Genomic DNA, 14,421 nt, shown 5'->3' with positions numbered 1-14,421 from the left:
AATGGATCGAACCGATACCGACGCGGGCACGCAACCAGGGGCGGCGGCCCAGCAGCAAGCGGCCCGAGCGGCCTGGCTGCGCGTGCTGGCTCTGGCCGCTCCGGATGCCCTGGCGCAGGCCGTGGGCCGCCTCGGCGCGCTGCCGGCCTACCGCTTGCTGCGCAAGCCGGAGAGCGGCATGGCCATGGTGCGGGGGCGCGCCGGTGGCACGGGGGCGCAGTTCAACCTCGGCGAGGTCAGCGTGACGCGCTGCGCGGTGACGCTGGAGCCGGGCGTGGTCGGGGTGGGTTACGTGCAAGGCCGTACACACGCCCATGCGGAGCAGATCGCCGTGCTGGATGCGTTGCTGCAGTTGCCCGATTGGCATGCGCGCGTGCAGGCCGAAGTGGTCACGCCGCTGGCCCAGGCGCGTACGGCGCAAGGCGAACACAAGTCCGCCGTGGCGGCGCAGACAAAGGTGGAGTTTTTTACCATGGTGCGTGGAGAGGACTGAGATGCCAGGCCAAACGATTGCCGCCCAGACGGCTGGATACGACAACGTGCCCCCGGGGCGGCACGGCGCGCTTGCGCCGATGCTGCTGCCTGGCTTCGACGATGCGGTGCAATCGGCGCAGCGGACCTTCCGCGCCGCGCTGGATGCCATGTCCCACCCGGGCAGCGTCGGCGAGCTGGCCGAGCCGTGCGGCGTACCACAGGGCCTGTCCCCGGCCTTGAGCGCGCTGCTGCTCGCGCTGGTCGACAGCGATACGCCGGTGTGGCTGCCGCCCGGGACGCCCGAAGGCGTGCGCGCCTTCCTGCGCTTCCATTGCGGCTGCCCGCTGGTGGCGGAACCAGGGCAGGCGGCCTTCGTGACGGTGCCGGCCGGTTACGCCGCGCCCGATCTGGCCGCATGCGCCTTGGGCGATCCGGCGTACCCGGACCGCTCCGCCACGTTGTTGATCGAGGTGGGTTCGCTGAACGGCGGCCCCGAGGTCACGCTGCGCGGCCCGGGCATCGAGACCCACGCCACGCTGGCCGTGCAAGGCTTGCCGGCCGATTTCTGGACCCAGTGGCAGGCAAACCATGCGCGCTTCCCGCTCGGCGTGGACGTGCTGCTGACCAGTGGCAGCGCCCTGAGCGCGCTGCCGCGCACCACCCAAGCGGAGGCTTGACATGTACGTTGCCGTCAAAGGGGGCGAACGCGCCATCCTCAACTCGTACCGCATGCTGGACGACTACCGCCGTGGCGACCGCCGCGTGCCGGAGCTGACACTGGCGCAGGTGCGCGAGCAGATGCCGCTGGCCGTGTCGCGCGTGATGGCCGAAGGCTCGCTGTACGACCCGCACCTGGCCGCGCTGGCCATCAAGCAGGCCGCGGGCGACCTGATCGAAGCCGTGTTCCTGCTGCGCGCCTATCGCACTACATTGCCGCGCTTTGGCTATTCGGTGGCGCTCGATACCGGCGCCATGCGCCTGCAGCGCCGGATCTCGTCCACCTTCAAGGACGTGCCGGGCGGGCAGGTGCTGGGGCCGACCTACGATTACACCCAGCGCCTGCTCGACTTCACGCTGGAAGCCGAGCGCGACAATGCGCCGCTGCCGGCTGCGCAAACCACGCTGGATGCGCGCATGCCACGCGTGACGGACCTGCTGCGCCAGGAATCGCTGATCGAGCCGGAGACCGTGCCCGAGCACGACCCCGCGCCGCCCGACCTCACGCGCGAGCCGCTGGAGCTGCCTGCGGCCCGTCCGGCGCGCTTGCAGAACCTGGCCCGCGCCGATGAGGGCTTCCTACTGTCGATGGGCTACTCCACCCAGCGCGGCTACGGCAACTCGCACCCGTTCGCGGCAGAGATCCGCTACGGCGAGGTGGAAGTGGAGCTGTTCGTGGAGGAACTGGGCATTGCCGTGACCATCGGCGAGATCGAGGTCACCGAATGCCAGATGGTGAGCCAGTTCGCCGGCAACGCGCAGGAAGGGCCGAGCTTTACGCGCGGCTACGGCCTGGTGTTCGGCTATGGCGAGCGCAAGGCTATGTCGATGGCGCTGGCCGACCGCGCCATGCGCGCCGCCGAACTGGGCGAASGCGCCGAYKCGCCCGCCAACGACSWSGAGTTCRTGCTSTAYCACAGCGACAACGTSGAGGCCTCKGGCTTTGTKCAGCACTTGAAGCTGCCGCAYTACGTGGATTTCCAGACCAATCTCGACCTGCTGCGCCGCCTGCGCGCCGAGCGCGGGCAGGGCGTGCCGTCTCCGGCGCCGACGCCGCCCGGGCAGGACGCTGCCGRCATCTCCCAAGTGCTGGCGCAGGAGGCCATCGCATCATGACCGACACCAATGCCAACGCCACCGTGCGCGACGAACACTACAACTTCGGCTACCTGGACGAATCCACCAAGCGCATGCTGCGCCGTGCGCTGCTCAAGGCGGTAGCGATCCCCGGCTACCAGGTGCCCTTCGGCAGCCGCGAGATGCCGCTGCCCTATGGCTGGGGCACCGGCGGCATCCAGGTCACCGCCTCCATCATCGGCAGCGACGACGTGCTCAAGGTGATCGACCAGGGCTCGGACGACACCACCAACGCCATCAATATCCGCCGCTTCTTCGGCCGCGTGACTGGCGTGCAGACCACCGAGCGCACCGCGCAAGCCACGATCGTGCAGACCCGCCACCGGATTCCGGAAACGCCGCTGGCCCAGGGGCAGATCATGGTGTTCCAGGTGCCCATCCCGGAGCCGCTGCGCTGGCTGGAACCGAGCGAGACCGAGACCCGCACCATGCACGCGCTGGCGGAATACGGCGCAATGCATGTCAAGCTGTACGAGGACATCGCCCGCCATGGGCGCATTGCCACCACCTACGACTACCCGGTGATGGTCAACCAGCGCTACATGATGCGGCCGTCGCCCATCCCCAAGTTCGACAACCCGAAGCTGGACTACAGCCCGGCGCTGATGCTGTTCGGCGCGGGGCGTGAGAAGCGGGTCTATGCGGTGCCGCCCTTTACCAGCGTGAAGAGCCTGGACTTCGACGACCATCCGTTCGCGGTGGAGACGTGGGATGGCTGCTGCGAGCTATGTGGCTCCACCGACAGCTATCTCGATGAAATCATCACCGACGACGCGGGCGGGCGCATGTTCGTCTGCTCCGATACCGAGTACTGCGCCACGCGCCAGGAGCAGGGTGAGACCGGGCCGAACGGCACGGCCGCCAACGCACGCAAGGAGGCAGCATGAGCCGCACCGATCCGCACCAGCCGCTGTTGTCCGTGCGCGGCCTGACCCGCACCTGGGACGGCGTGCATGGCTGCCACGATGTCAGCTTCGATCTGTTTCCCGGCGAAGTGCTGTGCGTGGTGGGCGAGTCCGGCTCGGGCAAGAGCACCTTGCTGCAGGCGGTGTCCTGGCAGGCCGCGCCTGAATCCGGCAGCGTTTGCTACGACACCCGCGAGCAAGGGCTGGTTGACCTTGCCACGCTGTCCGACGCCCGGCTGCGCCTGCTGGCGCGCACCGACTGGGGTTTCGTGCGCCAGAACGCGCGCGATGGCCTGCGCATGCGGGTGAGCGCAGGCGCCAATATCGCCGAGCGCCTGATGGCGGTAGGCGGGCGCCACTATGGGGAGCTGCGCGACGTGGCCGGCACCTGGATGGAAAAGATGGAGCTCGACCTGGGCCGCCTGGACGATGCGCCGACCAGCTTCTCCGGCGGCATGCAGCAGCGCTTGCAGATCGCCCGCAACCTGGTGACGCATCCGCGCCTGGTGTTCATGGACGAGCCCACCGCCTCGCTCGACGTCTCCGTGCAGGCCCGCCTGCTCGACCTGCTGCGCCGGCTGGTGGCGGACCTTGGCCTTGCCGCCATCATCGTCACCCACGACCTCGCCGTGGCGCGCCTGCTGGCGCACCGCACGCTGGTGATGCAAGGCGGGCGCGTGGTGGAAAGCGGCCTGACCGACCAGATCCTCGACGATCCGCACCACCCGTACACCCAGTTGCTGGTGTCTTCCATTCTGCAGGGCTGATCATGACGCACGACGCCTACCACCATCCAAGCATGGCCGCCGACGCCCAGCGCATCCAGGTGCGCGGCCTCGGCAAGACCTTCATCCTGCACAACCAGGGCGGCACGCGCCTGCCCGTGCTGCAGGCCATCGATTTCGATGCCGCCGCCGGCGAATGCCTGGTGCTGGCCGGCAGTTCCGGCGCGGGCAAGAGCACGCTGCTGCGGTGTCTGTACGGCAACTACCTGGCCACCGAAGGCAGCATCCGCATCCGTGACAACGATGCGTGGGTGGAGCTGACCCGCGCGCCGGAGCAACGCATCCTGCAATTGCGGCGCGAGGTGATCGGCTATGTCAGCCAGTTCCTTCATGTGATCCCGCGCGTGAGCACGCTTGATGTGGTGGCCGAGCCGCTGCAGCAGCGCGGCGCCAGTGCCGGCGAAGCGCGCGAGCGTGCCGCGGTGCTGCTGGCGCGGCTGCAGGTGCCGGGCCGGCTGTGGAGCCTGCCGCCCGCGACCTTCTCGGGCGGCGAGCAGCAGCGCGTGAACATCGCGCGCGGGCTGATCGGCGGCCATCCGGTGCTGTTGCTCGACGAACCGACCGCCTCGCTCGACGCGGATAACCGCGCGGTGGTGGTGGCGCTGATCCGCGAAGCGCTGGCCGAGGGCCGGTGCCTGGTCGGCATCTTCCACGATGAAGCCGTGCGCGAGGCGGTGGCCACCAGGCAGCTGCCATTGCACTCGCCGGCTGTCACGCAGGCCGCGCCGGCCGGCAAGCTTGCGGCTGTCGCCGGCTGAGCCGTTCATCCTGATCGTATTCATTCGCTCCCAAGCGCTCCCACTCGTTCCCCATCGTTCCCACTCGTTCCCGGAACCGACCATGCTTCCTGCTTACCTGACTCATGCACGAATCGTCCTGCCCGATGGCGTGCTAGCCGACAGCGCCTTGCTGATCGACAACGGCCATATCGCGGCCATCGAGCCCGATGCCGCCGCCGTGCCGCGTGCCGCCCAGGTGATCGACTTGCGTGGCCAGACGCTGCTGCCCGGCCTGGTCGACCTGCATTGCGACGCGATCGAGAAAGAAGCCGAGCCGCGCTCGCGGGTGATGTTCCCGCTGGATTTCGCCGTGGCGCAGATCGATCGCCGCAACGCCGCCGCGGGCATCACCACGCCTTACCACGCGGTATCGTTCGCCGGTAACTCGTTCGGCGTGCGCAACTTCGACACGGCCGGCGAGCTCGTGCGCGCTGTGGCCGCCTTCCGCGGCCACAGCCTGGTGGATAACCGCATCCATTGCCGCTATGAAGTCACCGACGCCAGCGCATTGCCGGTGCTGGAGCAACTGGTGGAAGCCGGCCTGGTGGACCTGGTCTCGGTGATGGACCATTCGCCCGGGCAGGGCCAGTTCAAGACGCTGGAGTCCTACCTGGCTTACATGATGGGCAACCACGCCATGAGCCGTGAAGAGGCCCATGCCGCCGCCGATAGGAAACTGGTGGAGAAGCACGGCGCACTGGACCGGGTTGAACGCTTGCTGGCGCTGGCCGCCCGCATAGGGGTGCCGGCCGCGAGCCATGACGACGACTCGGCACAGCGTATTGCCACCATGCATGCGCTGGGCGTGCGCATGAGCGAGTTCCCGATCAACCTGGAGACGGCGCAGGCCGCCAAGGCAAAGGGGTTGCCGACCATCCTTGGCGCGCCCAATGTGCTGCGCGGCCAAAGCCAGAGCGGCTCCATGCGCGCCATCGACGCCATCAGCGCCGGGGTGGCGGATTGCCTATGCTCGGACTACCAGCCGTCCACGCTGATTGCCGCCGCCTTTGCCACGGAACGCCTCGCCGGCCTGAGCCTGCCGCAAGCCGCCGCGCTGGTCAGCGCCAACCCGGCCGCGGCTTGCGGGTTGTCCGATCGCGGGCGCATCGGGGCCGGGCTGCGCGCCGACCTGGTAGCGGTTGCCATGGTGGCCGGACAGCCGCTGGTGACGCATACGTGGTCATCGGGCCGCCTGGTGTTTGCCGCGCGCTATCCGGCGGGCGCCCTGGCGCTTGACAGCGCAGGCCTGGTCCAGATGCCGCTGCCGGACGAATCGGACGAACCGGGAGAACCAGGGCGCGCGGCGGCATGACCATGGCGGCTAATATTGGCAATGGGTGGGCCGAGTCGCCGCAGGCGGGCAGCGTGGCCGCGGTAAGCCTTAGCGCCACGCACACCTTCAGCAAGGCGGTGACGCCGGTCATCCGCCTGCTGGCCGGGCTGGGCGTCGAGGGTGACGCGCATCTGGGGGAAACCGTCAAGCACCGTTCCCGCGTGGCGGTGGACCCTAGCCAGCCGAACCTGCGGCAGGTTCACCTGCTATCGGTGGAACTGCAGGCGATGCTGCAGGCCGCCGGCCATGCGGTGGCGCCTGGCGCGCTGGGCGAGAACATCACCACGCGGGGCATCGACCTGCTGGCGCTGCCAACCGGCGCGCGGCTGCACCTGGGCGACACCGCGCTGGTCGAGATCACCGGGCTGCGCAATCCCTGCGCGCAGATCGAACGCTTCCAGCCGGGCCTGCTTGCGCAGGTGCTGGGTCGGGACGATGAAGGCAAGCTGGTGCGCAAGGCCGGCATCATGGGCATTGTCCTGGCCGGCGGACTGGTGCGCGCGCACGACGCGATCCGCGTGACGCTGCCGCCCGAGCCTCACCGGAGGCTGGATCGGGTTTGAGCAGGACGCGTGGATGAAGGTACGGGTGAGGGTGGAGCAGCCCTAGCGATGCGACGCGCGAACGGTTCCGTGGTGGGAGCCGTGCCAGTCGCCCGGTATGTCGGGGAAGATCTCGCACTCGCCGCGCACGATCAGCTCCACCGTCGCGCAGACGCCCTTGACGCCTCGCGGGCCGACGCAGACCAGGCTGTGAGGGTGTTCCGAATGATTGGGAATGGCGTACACGCGCATCCCTTCCTGATACAGGGGATGGGCGGGCAGCCTGGCGTTGAGTAGTTCGACAAAACGCAAGGGACTTACAACCGGCTTTTCCATGTTGCTCTCCCATGGAGCATGGGCGCGACCTCCGGCGGGCTCCGGACGGGCCGAAAGTGCTTGGTGAACCGGCTGGACGGGAGGCGGGGGGAGCCTTCCGTCCATGTCACCTGCACAAACCAGGAATGTGGCCAGGACGCCGCGGCAGGCGCGGAATACGGCGCAAAAGCCGCTTACTGCGGCGATCGATTCAAGGGGCCACGCCGTAAGGTTAGGCGATTTATTGGCGGGATCAAGCTTGCCGTCGGCGTCAAAGCGCTAATGGGACGAGGGCGGTACCCTGCGCTGCCACCGCCGCTCGGGAAGACTGGCTGGCGGGCTGAGGTATATTCCACGGGTGGCAGATACGCGCCTCCTACCGATTTCCCTTTCCGCATGAACGTTACGCCACCCCTTGCCACCGCCGGTGCTGATCCCAAGGCCGCTTCCTTCGCCGCATTGCGCGCGCACTACGATGGCGCCGTCCTGCCGCTCTGGACCGGGCCGGGCTGGAACGCCACGTTGCAGCTGCCCTATGAGGCGCTGTCCGGCACCGGCCAGCAGCCTTTGCCGGTGGCGCGTTACCGCGCCATGGCCTGCGCGCGCCAGCTCTATGTGTTTTCGCAGTGCGATGGCACTGATGGGGCCGCCCATGCGGCGCGCCTGTTCGCATCGCTCGGGGGCCGCTTTGCCGATGGCGGGCAGGGTGGCTTCATCTACAGCATCGACGCGCAGGGACGGCCGCTAGATACCACCAAGGACTTGTACACCCACGCCTTCGTCGTCTTTGCCTGCGCGGCGTATTTCAAGCGCTCGGGCAGCACGCAGGCGCGTGCCTTGCTGGATGGCACCACACGGTTGATCGAGGAGCGTTTCGCCACCGCGGATGGCCTGTACCATGCCGCGCTAGCGCAAGACCTTCGCCCGCTAGGCGGGCCGCCCCAGCAAAACCCGATCATGCACCTGACCGAGGCCTACCTGGCGGCGTTCGAGGTCACCGGGGAGCGTCGCTATGCGGACCGGCTGGCGGGCATTGCCGCCGCCGTGCTGGCCACCTTTGTCGACCCGGCGACCGGTTGCATTGCCGAGTTGCCGATGTGCACCGATCGCGCTGGCAACCGGGTCGAGCCCGGCCATCAGTTCGAGTGGTTCTCGCTGCTTGCCAGCGCGCCCGCGTTGTTCGAGGGCTCCGGGCTCGCGCAAGCGCTGGCACGCGCCTTCGGCTTCGCCCTGCAGCACGGCGTCGACATCAGCACCATGGGCGTGGCGGCAGCATTGCACCTGGACGGCTCGCCGCGTGACCCGATCCAGCGCATCTGGGCGCAGACCGAATTCGCGCGGGCGCTGGCGGTGCGCGGCGACAGCGTGGCGCTGGCGCACCTGCAGGCCTGGCTGAACGCCTACCCGGCGCGATTCCTGCACGCGGGCGGCTGGCATGAGTGCCTGTCGCCTGCCGGCAAGGTGGAGCGGGCGGAGATGCCTTCAACCACGCCATATCACCTTGCCACCGCGTACCAGGCACTGCCGCAGGATTGACGGCCTGGCGGATCCACCGCCGCATCAGCCGGCCGCGCGGCTGAGCAAACGGTCGAACTCGTTGCGCACGATGCGGTAAGACTCGCCGGAAAAGCCCTCCAGCCCGGCCCGGTCGATCACGGTGATATGGCCGCGGCTGTGGCGGATCATCTGCAGCTCCGCCAGCTTGCCCACCGCCTCGGTCACGCCTTCGCGGCGCACGCCAAGCATGTCCGCAATGGTTTGCTGGGTCACGTCGAGCTCATTGCAGGGCGAGCGGTCCAGCGCCAGCAGCAGCCAGCGGCACAACTGCGTGGTCAGCGAGTGGTGGCGGATGCAGACGGCCGTCTGCGACACCTGCGTGAGCAGCGCCTGCATATAGAGCAGGGCCATGCGCTGCAGCGTGGGCAGCTCGGGGTAGATCGCGCGCAGGTCGCTCGCGCCAACGCGAAAGCCGGTGCCGCTCCTGCGTACTTCGATCCGGTTGGGCATGGTCTCGGCGCCGGTCAGCGCGGGCAGCCCCACCAGACCCTCGCGGCCCACGGAGGCCAGCTCCACGGTGGCGCCGCTTTCCTGCAGCGACATCATCGAGATCACCGCCGTGTTCGGGAAATAGAGATGCCGGATGCGCTGTCCGGAATCGCTCAACAGCTGCCCGGTGCGCAGGTTGACGCTATCCAGGCGCGGCAGCAGCACGCGGCGCTCGTGCGGCGGCAGGGCGCCCAGCAAGTGATTGCCGGCCAGATCCAGTTCGGTATCGATCATCCCCTTGTCTCCCCAAGTCGAAAGGTCGCGGCGGCTGCGCCAGCCGTTTGGTTTTTTCTCTGTTTTCTCTGTTCGGTATGCCACGCAGCCGGGCTTGACCCGTTAACGTATTAAGCGTCATGCGTGCGCTTGCCGACACTGGCCGGAGGTTGGAGATCGCCACGGTATTGGGGGGATATGCTTTCGGCTGGATTCAGCCCCGGGTTCATACTTTAGACGGGGGGAGGGTTTAGGTGGCCGGGGCGCCGCGCGGGGATGCGGCGGACGGATCGGCGCAAACAATCTGAAAAAAAACCTGTAAGTTCCTGTGGGTGGCGGCGACGAATGGGCACATTCACCCAGTTGGAGATTGCCATGTACCCGAACCTCACCAAGTCGTTCACCAAGTCGCTGTTTGCCGCCGCCATCGCCGGCGCCGTGCTTGCCCTGGGCAGCGCCCAAGCCGCCAGCGTGCGTGATATCTACAGCGACGGGGCGCGCACCGCGCCCGTGAACACCTTCACCGATGGCGCACGGGGCGGGCGGTTCGATACCTTTACCGACGGTGCCCACGCCCGCATGGTGGATCCCTTTACCGATGGCGCGCGCATCGCCGGCCTGGACCGCACCGGCCCCTCCGCCGACCCGGCGCGCAGCATCGACCCGTTCACCGATGGCGCGCGCAAGCTCGATACGTTTACCGACGGCGCCCGCATCGCTGGCCTGGATCGCACTGGTGTGTCCTCCGATCCGGCGCGCAATATCGACCCGTTCGTCGATGGCGCGCAGAAAGTGGCTGGCATGGATACCCGCGGCGTTTCAGCGCCGCCGGCCCGTAGCTTCAACGTGTACCAGGATGGCGCGAATGCCTGAGCCGTGCGCGGCCCAATGCGCAGGGGCTGGCTACTCGTCCAGCCAGGACCCGCGCAGATCGCTCTTTTGCAGCAGTTGCAGCAACGTTTCGGCGGGCCGGCTCAGGCGGCCCGCGCGCAGCGAGATGAACTCCACCTCCGGCAGCGCCGGCAAGCTGTCGCCGTTGACCAGCGGCGACAGCCCGCGCCTGGACAGGTATTGCGCGCGCACGGTAATGCCCAGCCCGCCGCGCGCGGCGGCGATGCAGCCTGAGTGACTGCTGCTGGTGCAGACGATCTGCCAGCGCATCCCGGCCTTGGCCAGCGTATCGAGCACGATGGCGCGCGTGACACTGGGCTCGGGCACCAGGATCAGCGGCAGCGGCTGGCGCAGGTCCGCCACCGTGCCGGGCCGGGCTAGCCACTCCAGCTTGCCCCTGAACAATGGAGACCCGCGCCGGTCGCCTTCGCGGCGCTTGCCGATCATCAGGTCCAGCGCGCCGGCATCCATCAGCTCGTAGAGCTTGCCGGTCATGCCGATGGTGATCTCCAGTTCCACATCCGGATGCGAGTTGCGAAACGCCGCCAGCACATTGGGCAGGGGGCCCAGCGCGAGGTCATCGGAGGTGCCCAGGCGCACGCGGCCCTGCAGGCGCGGCGCATTGAACTGGGATTCCGCACGCGCAATGGCATCCAGGATCAGCCGCGCGTGGGCCAGCAGCGCCTCGCCGTCGGCGGTCATGGTCAGGGTGTGGGTATCGCGCACAAAGAGCCGGCGCCCGACGTGCTGTTCCAGGCGCCGGACGTGGTCGCTGACGCTGGATTGGGAGAGCCCGAGCTGGCGCCCCGCGTCGGTAAAGCTGTGCGCGGCGGCTACGGTGGCGAAGGTCTTGATCCAGACGGGATTGAGCATGCCGCATTGTCATCGGAATTTCCGATGACAGTCAATATACCTAGCAGGGTTCCCGATTGGCATGGCCGGTATTAACATCGGCTGCATTCCTGGCACTGGTTTTTGGCCCGATCGCTTCTTCCATGGTCCATTCCAGATGCCRCGCCGGTCATTGCCCCTGATTGCCGGTATTTGCATTTGCCTCGAGACGTACCAGATGACCAGCCAAACCTCGCAAAAGGCCATGTTGTGGATCGTCGCAGCGGGCTTTTTCATGCAAACGCTCGACACCACCATTGTCAATACCGCGTTGCCCGCGATGGCGCGCAGCCTCAACGAAACCCCCCTCGACATGAAGCCCGTGGTGGTGGCCTACACGCTGACCATGGCCATGCTCACGCCGGCCTCGGGTTGGCTGGCCGACCGCTTCGGCACCCGTCGCGTGTACTTCGCCGCGATCCTGATCTTTGTGCTGGGCTCGCTGTTCTGCGCGGGTGCGCAAAGCCTGGACCAGCTCGTGATTGCCCGCGTGATCCAGGGCGTGGGTGGCTCCATGCTGCTGCCGATCGGCCGGCTGGCGGTGCTGCGCAGCGTCTGCGGCGAGCAATACATCGCGGCGCTGGCCTTTGTCTCGGTGGCGGGGCAGGTCGGGCCGATCTTTGGCCCGGTGCTGGGCGGCTGGATCGTGCAGTCGGTGGCGTGGCACTGGATCTTCCTGATCAATGTGCCCGTGGGCGCCATCGGGATGCTGGCGGTCTTGCGCTACCTGCCCGACCACACCGTTGGCCGTGCGCCACCGTTCGACTTTGTTGGCTGCGGCCTGCTGTCGCTTTGCATGGTGGCGTTCTCGCTGGCGCTGGACACCCCGCACGAGGCAAGCCACGCGGCATGGAGCGGCAGCCTGTTCGCGCTGAGCCTGCTGTCCGCGCTGCTTTACATCCCGCATGCGCGGCGGCGTCAAAATCCGCTGTTCCGGCTGGCGCTGTTCCGCGAGCCCAATTTCAGCGTGGGCCTGGCCGGCAACCTGGTGTGCCGCATCGGCTCGGGCGCGGTGCCGTTCCTGATGCMGTTGCTGCTGCAGCTGCAGATGGGATATTCGCCGCTGCATTCGGGGCTGATGCTGCTGCCGGCCGCGCTCGCCGGCGTGCTCGCCAAGCGCTGGATCGTGCCGCTGGTCAAGCGCTTTGGCTATGACAACTTCCTGCTTGTCAACACGGTATTGGTCGGTGGCTCGATCGGCTCGTTCGCGGCGATTGCGCCGGGCTGGCCCGTGGGCCTTGCCATTGCGCAGCTCGCTTTGTTCGGGGCCACCAACTCCATGCAGTTCGCTGCCATGAACAGCGTGACGCTCAAGGGTTTGAGCGTGGAAGACGCGAGCAGCGGCAACAGCCTGTTCTCGATGGTGCAGATGCTGGCAATCGGCCTCGGGGTCACCATCGGCGGCGGGCTGGTCAGCATGTTCACAGCCCAGCTGGGCGTGGCCGGCACAGCCTACCGGCTGGCGTTCTTTACCGTGGGCATGATCACACTGCTATCGGCGCTGGTGTTTCGCCGGCTCGATGCCGGGCAATTCGACAAGAGCCGCGGCCCGGCCAGGGTGGCCAGCCGCTGATGCGCCGGTGCGGGACGCGATGCGTCGCGCACCGGCTTGCCCGCTCATTACTCAGTCACGCCGTTCTCATGCAGCAGCCGCTCGCACTCGTCGAGCAGGTCGTGCGCAAAGGCCGATTGGTAGTTGGGGTCCAGCGCTTCCATCATTTCGTGGGCGGTGTACAGCCCGGCCTCGCGTGAGAGCGTGCCGGCGAGCTGGCGCGCGAACTGATCGCTCAGTTGCGACAGCAAGCGCCGCTCGGCCAGCGCCAGCTGCAGCTTGGAGCGCGACAGCCACAGGCTCGCCAGGGTGGCGCCCTGGGCATCGGTCATCCATTGACGGTGTTCGTAGAATGCCGACAAGCGCTCGGCGGCAAGCGCAAACAGCAAGGCCTTGCGGGTATCGAAGTCGAGCTTGAGCGCGGGCGCTGGCGTGGGGGCGGAAGCGTCGGGGGGAGAGGTTTTCATCATGACTTGCAAATCGTGCGGTGGGGCGCGAGCCTACCACGCTATCGGATGTCGGGGCGGCGTCCCTACGGGTCAGGATTTCCCGGCCGCCGCGAAGCGCGTATTCAGCCAGGCGCCGATCGCCTTGATCTCTTCCATGCAGACCGAGTGCGACATGCGGTAGGTGTGCCATTCCACCTTGCAGCCCAGTTTTTCCACGGTGTTGCGCGCCAGCAGGCCGAGCTGCACGGCCACCACATCGTCCTCGGTGCCGTGTCCGGCAAAGATCGGCGTGGCGCGGCTGGCTTCGCTGAACTCGGCGGCAAGCATTGCCGGCGCGGGGATATAGGTGGAAAGGGCGATGATGCCGCCCAGTGCTTCGGGATGCGTCAGGGCTGTGGTATAGGCCACGGCCCCGCCTTGCGAGAACCCCGCCAGCACCACGCGGTGGCTGGGCACGCCGCGCTGGTTCTCCCGCGCGATCAGGGCGCGGATGGCATCGCGGGAGACCCGGATACCGGCTTCGTCCGCATGGCGGCGCGTGTCATCGAGCGACTCTATGTCGTACCACGCCGGCATGACGTAGCCGCCGTTGCAGGTAACCGGGATCGCCGGTGCGTTGGGAAACACGAAACGCACGCCGGGCGCGGACGTCAGGCCCAGCTCCGGGACCACGGGCACGAAATCGCTGCCGTCGGCGCCGAGCCCGTGCATCCAGATGACCGACCATGTGGGTGACGGCGCGGTTTCGATTTCAATGGCTGGCAGCAGTGCGCTCATTTCGATGTTCCTTGTTCCCGGATCCTGATCGGGCCCCCCCTTGCCGGCACGGCGAGCGCGCCGGGCACAACCGCCCGGTGCGGGGCAATGTGGCTGTGCGCATGRCATGGGGATGGCCGCGTGAGGCGGCAAGTATCGCACAGCGCCGGCGCGGTGCCGGCGGCTGGGCAATCGGGAACGCTTCAGCTAGCGCCAAGCGTCATGCGAGCGGATGGCCGCGGCGGCTTCAAGCCGCGCGGCACGGCATGACGGCAAACCGTCAGGCTGCTGAAGGTACGGTAGGCACCGTGATGAGGCCGGGCGCGGAGCGGGGCGCTTGCGCATGCTCCGCGGCGACGGGGGCGCGCCGCTTGTCCACGACGCTTTCGACGCCGGAGGCGGACACCTCCTCCAGGAAGGCGACCAGGTCGCGGTAGTAGTCGACCTGCATCTGTGCCTCCAGCAGGCGACGCTCGGCTTGGAATAAGGTAAGCCGCATTTGCTGCAATTCCCTTGCTGCGATTTTCTCCGGGGTGGGCGGACTAAACATGTCTGCAAGCGAACGCATGGAAACCTCCCGCTATCGACGGCTTCGAATTGAAGCTCCTGCCATGCAACCAATATAGTAAATAAAAG

The 14,421-nt window shown here is 67.7% G+C and carries 17 protein-coding genes; 11 read left to right on the top strand and 6 right to left on the bottom strand.

Annotation, left to right across the window (positions count from 1 at the left end; all coding sequences use genetic code 11):
- The first annotated feature begins 1 nt into the window (after position 1).
- From phnG to AB4061_RS15975, 8 genes are all read left to right on the top strand, one after another.
- Positions 2-493, top strand: coding sequence for a phosphonate C-P lyase system protein PhnG (phnG, locus tag AB4061_RS16010; protein WP_441635392.1), 492 nt, complete (start codon positions 2-4; stop codon positions 491-493).
- A 79-nt stretch (positions 494-572) separates the two neighbouring features.
- The gene (phnH, locus tag AB4061_RS16005; protein ID WP_441635479.1) at positions 573-1,151 is read left to right on the top strand and encodes a phosphonate C-P lyase system protein PhnH; all 579 of its coding nucleotides are present in this window, start codon (positions 573-575) and stop codon (positions 1,149-1,151) included.
- A gap of 1 nt (position 1,152) precedes the next feature.
- A complete protein-coding gene (locus tag AB4061_RS16000; RefSeq protein WP_441635390.1) occupies positions 1,153-2,307 on the top strand; it encodes a carbon-phosphorus lyase complex subunit PhnI in 1,155 nt (384 codons plus the stop codon).
- Positions 2,304-3,215, top strand: a complete 912-nt coding sequence (locus tag AB4061_RS15995; RefSeq protein ID WP_441635388.1) for an alpha-D-ribose 1-methylphosphonate 5-phosphate C-P-lyase PhnJ — start codon at positions 2,304-2,306, stop codon at positions 3,213-3,215. The genes AB4061_RS16000 and AB4061_RS15995 overlap by 4 nt, the downstream gene beginning before the upstream one ends.
- Positions 3,212-4,000, top strand: coding sequence for a phosphonate C-P lyase system protein PhnK (phnK, locus tag AB4061_RS15990; RefSeq protein WP_441635386.1), 789 nt, complete (start codon positions 3,212-3,214; stop codon positions 3,998-4,000). The genes AB4061_RS15995 and phnK overlap by 4 nt, the downstream gene beginning before the upstream one ends.
- 2 nt (positions 4,001-4,002) lie before the next feature.
- Entirely contained in the window at positions 4,003-4,776 is a 774-nt protein-coding gene (phnL, locus tag AB4061_RS15985; RefSeq protein ID WP_441635384.1) for a phosphonate C-P lyase system protein PhnL, read from the top strand.
- 82 nt (positions 4,777-4,858) lie between these two features.
- On the top strand, positions 4,859-6,109 hold the full coding sequence (locus tag AB4061_RS15980) for an alpha-D-ribose 1-methylphosphonate 5-triphosphate diphosphatase (RefSeq protein ID WP_441635382.1): 1,251 nt from the start codon (positions 4,859-4,861) through the stop codon (positions 6,107-6,109).
- A 2-nt stretch (positions 6,110-6,111) separates the two neighbouring features.
- Positions 6,112-6,693: an MOSC domain-containing protein gene (locus tag AB4061_RS15975; protein WP_441635380.1), complete on the top strand. Its 582-nt coding sequence runs from the start codon at positions 6,112-6,114 to the stop codon at positions 6,691-6,693.
- 42 nt (positions 6,694-6,735) lie between these two features.
- Here AB4061_RS15975 and AB4061_RS15970 read toward each other — a convergent pair whose 3' ends face one another.
- Positions 6,736-7,008: a hypothetical protein gene (locus AB4061_RS15970; protein WP_174423701.1), complete on the bottom strand. Its 273-nt coding sequence runs from the start codon at positions 7,006-7,008 to the stop codon at positions 6,736-6,738.
- Positions 7,009-7,383: 375 nt separating this feature from the next.
- Between AB4061_RS15970 and AB4061_RS15965 the strand changes: the two genes are divergently transcribed.
- Positions 7,384-8,523, top strand: a complete 1,140-nt coding sequence (locus AB4061_RS15965; RefSeq protein WP_441635378.1) for an AGE family epimerase/isomerase — start codon at positions 7,384-7,386, stop codon at positions 8,521-8,523.
- 24 nt (positions 8,524-8,547) lie between these two features.
- Here AB4061_RS15965 and AB4061_RS15960 read toward each other — a convergent pair whose 3' ends face one another.
- Positions 8,548-9,267 (bottom strand): Crp/Fnr family transcriptional regulator, encoded by a 720-nt coding sequence (locus tag AB4061_RS15960; RefSeq protein ID WP_441635376.1) that lies wholly within the window; start codon positions 9,265-9,267, stop codon positions 8,548-8,550.
- 354 nt (positions 9,268-9,621) lie between these two features.
- Between AB4061_RS15960 and AB4061_RS15955 the strand changes: the two genes are divergently transcribed.
- Entirely contained in the window at positions 9,622-10,119 is a 498-nt protein-coding gene (locus AB4061_RS15955) for a copper resistance protein CopQ (protein WP_441635374.1), read from the top strand.
- Between the two features lie 30 nt (positions 10,120-10,149).
- On the opposite strand, the gene AB4061_RS15950 is transcribed toward AB4061_RS15955, so the two are convergent.
- Positions 10,150-11,010 (bottom strand): LysR family transcriptional regulator, encoded by an 861-nt coding sequence (locus AB4061_RS15950; RefSeq protein ID WP_441635372.1) that lies wholly within the window; start codon positions 11,008-11,010, stop codon positions 10,150-10,152.
- Positions 11,011-11,206: 196 nt separating this feature from the next.
- Between AB4061_RS15950 and mdtD the strand changes: the two genes are divergently transcribed.
- Positions 11,207-12,601, top strand: a complete 1,395-nt coding sequence (gene mdtD / locus AB4061_RS15945) for a multidrug transporter subunit MdtD (protein ID WP_441635370.1) — start codon at positions 11,207-11,209, stop codon at positions 12,599-12,601.
- Between the two features lie 47 nt (positions 12,602-12,648).
- On the opposite strand, the gene AB4061_RS15940 is transcribed toward mdtD, so the two are convergent.
- The 3 genes from AB4061_RS15940 to AB4061_RS15930 all read right to left on the bottom strand — a co-directional run bounded on the left by AB4061_RS15940 (position 12,649) and on the right by AB4061_RS15930 (position 14,353).
- Entirely contained in the window at positions 12,649-13,047 is a 399-nt protein-coding gene (locus AB4061_RS15940) for a hypothetical protein (RefSeq protein ID WP_441635477.1), read from the bottom strand.
- A gap of 72 nt (positions 13,048-13,119) precedes the next feature.
- On the bottom strand, positions 13,120-13,806 hold the full coding sequence (locus AB4061_RS15935; protein ID WP_441635368.1) for an alpha/beta hydrolase: 687 nt from the start codon (positions 13,804-13,806) through the stop codon (positions 13,120-13,122).
- 259 nt (positions 13,807-14,065) lie between these two features.
- The gene (locus tag AB4061_RS15930; RefSeq protein ID WP_441635367.1) at positions 14,066-14,353 is read right to left on the bottom strand and encodes a hypothetical protein; all 288 of its coding nucleotides are present in this window, start codon (positions 14,351-14,353) and stop codon (positions 14,066-14,068) included.
- Between the last annotated feature and the right edge of the window lie 68 nt (positions 14,354-14,421).

Origin of the sequence: Cupriavidus sp. YAF13, assembly GCF_052113425.1 — a bacterium.
GTDB lineage: Bacteria > Pseudomonadota > Gammaproteobacteria > Burkholderiales > Burkholderiaceae > Cupriavidus.
The sequence above is the reverse complement of the archived record's forward strand: the minus strand, read 5'-3'. Positions and strand labels throughout refer to the sequence as shown.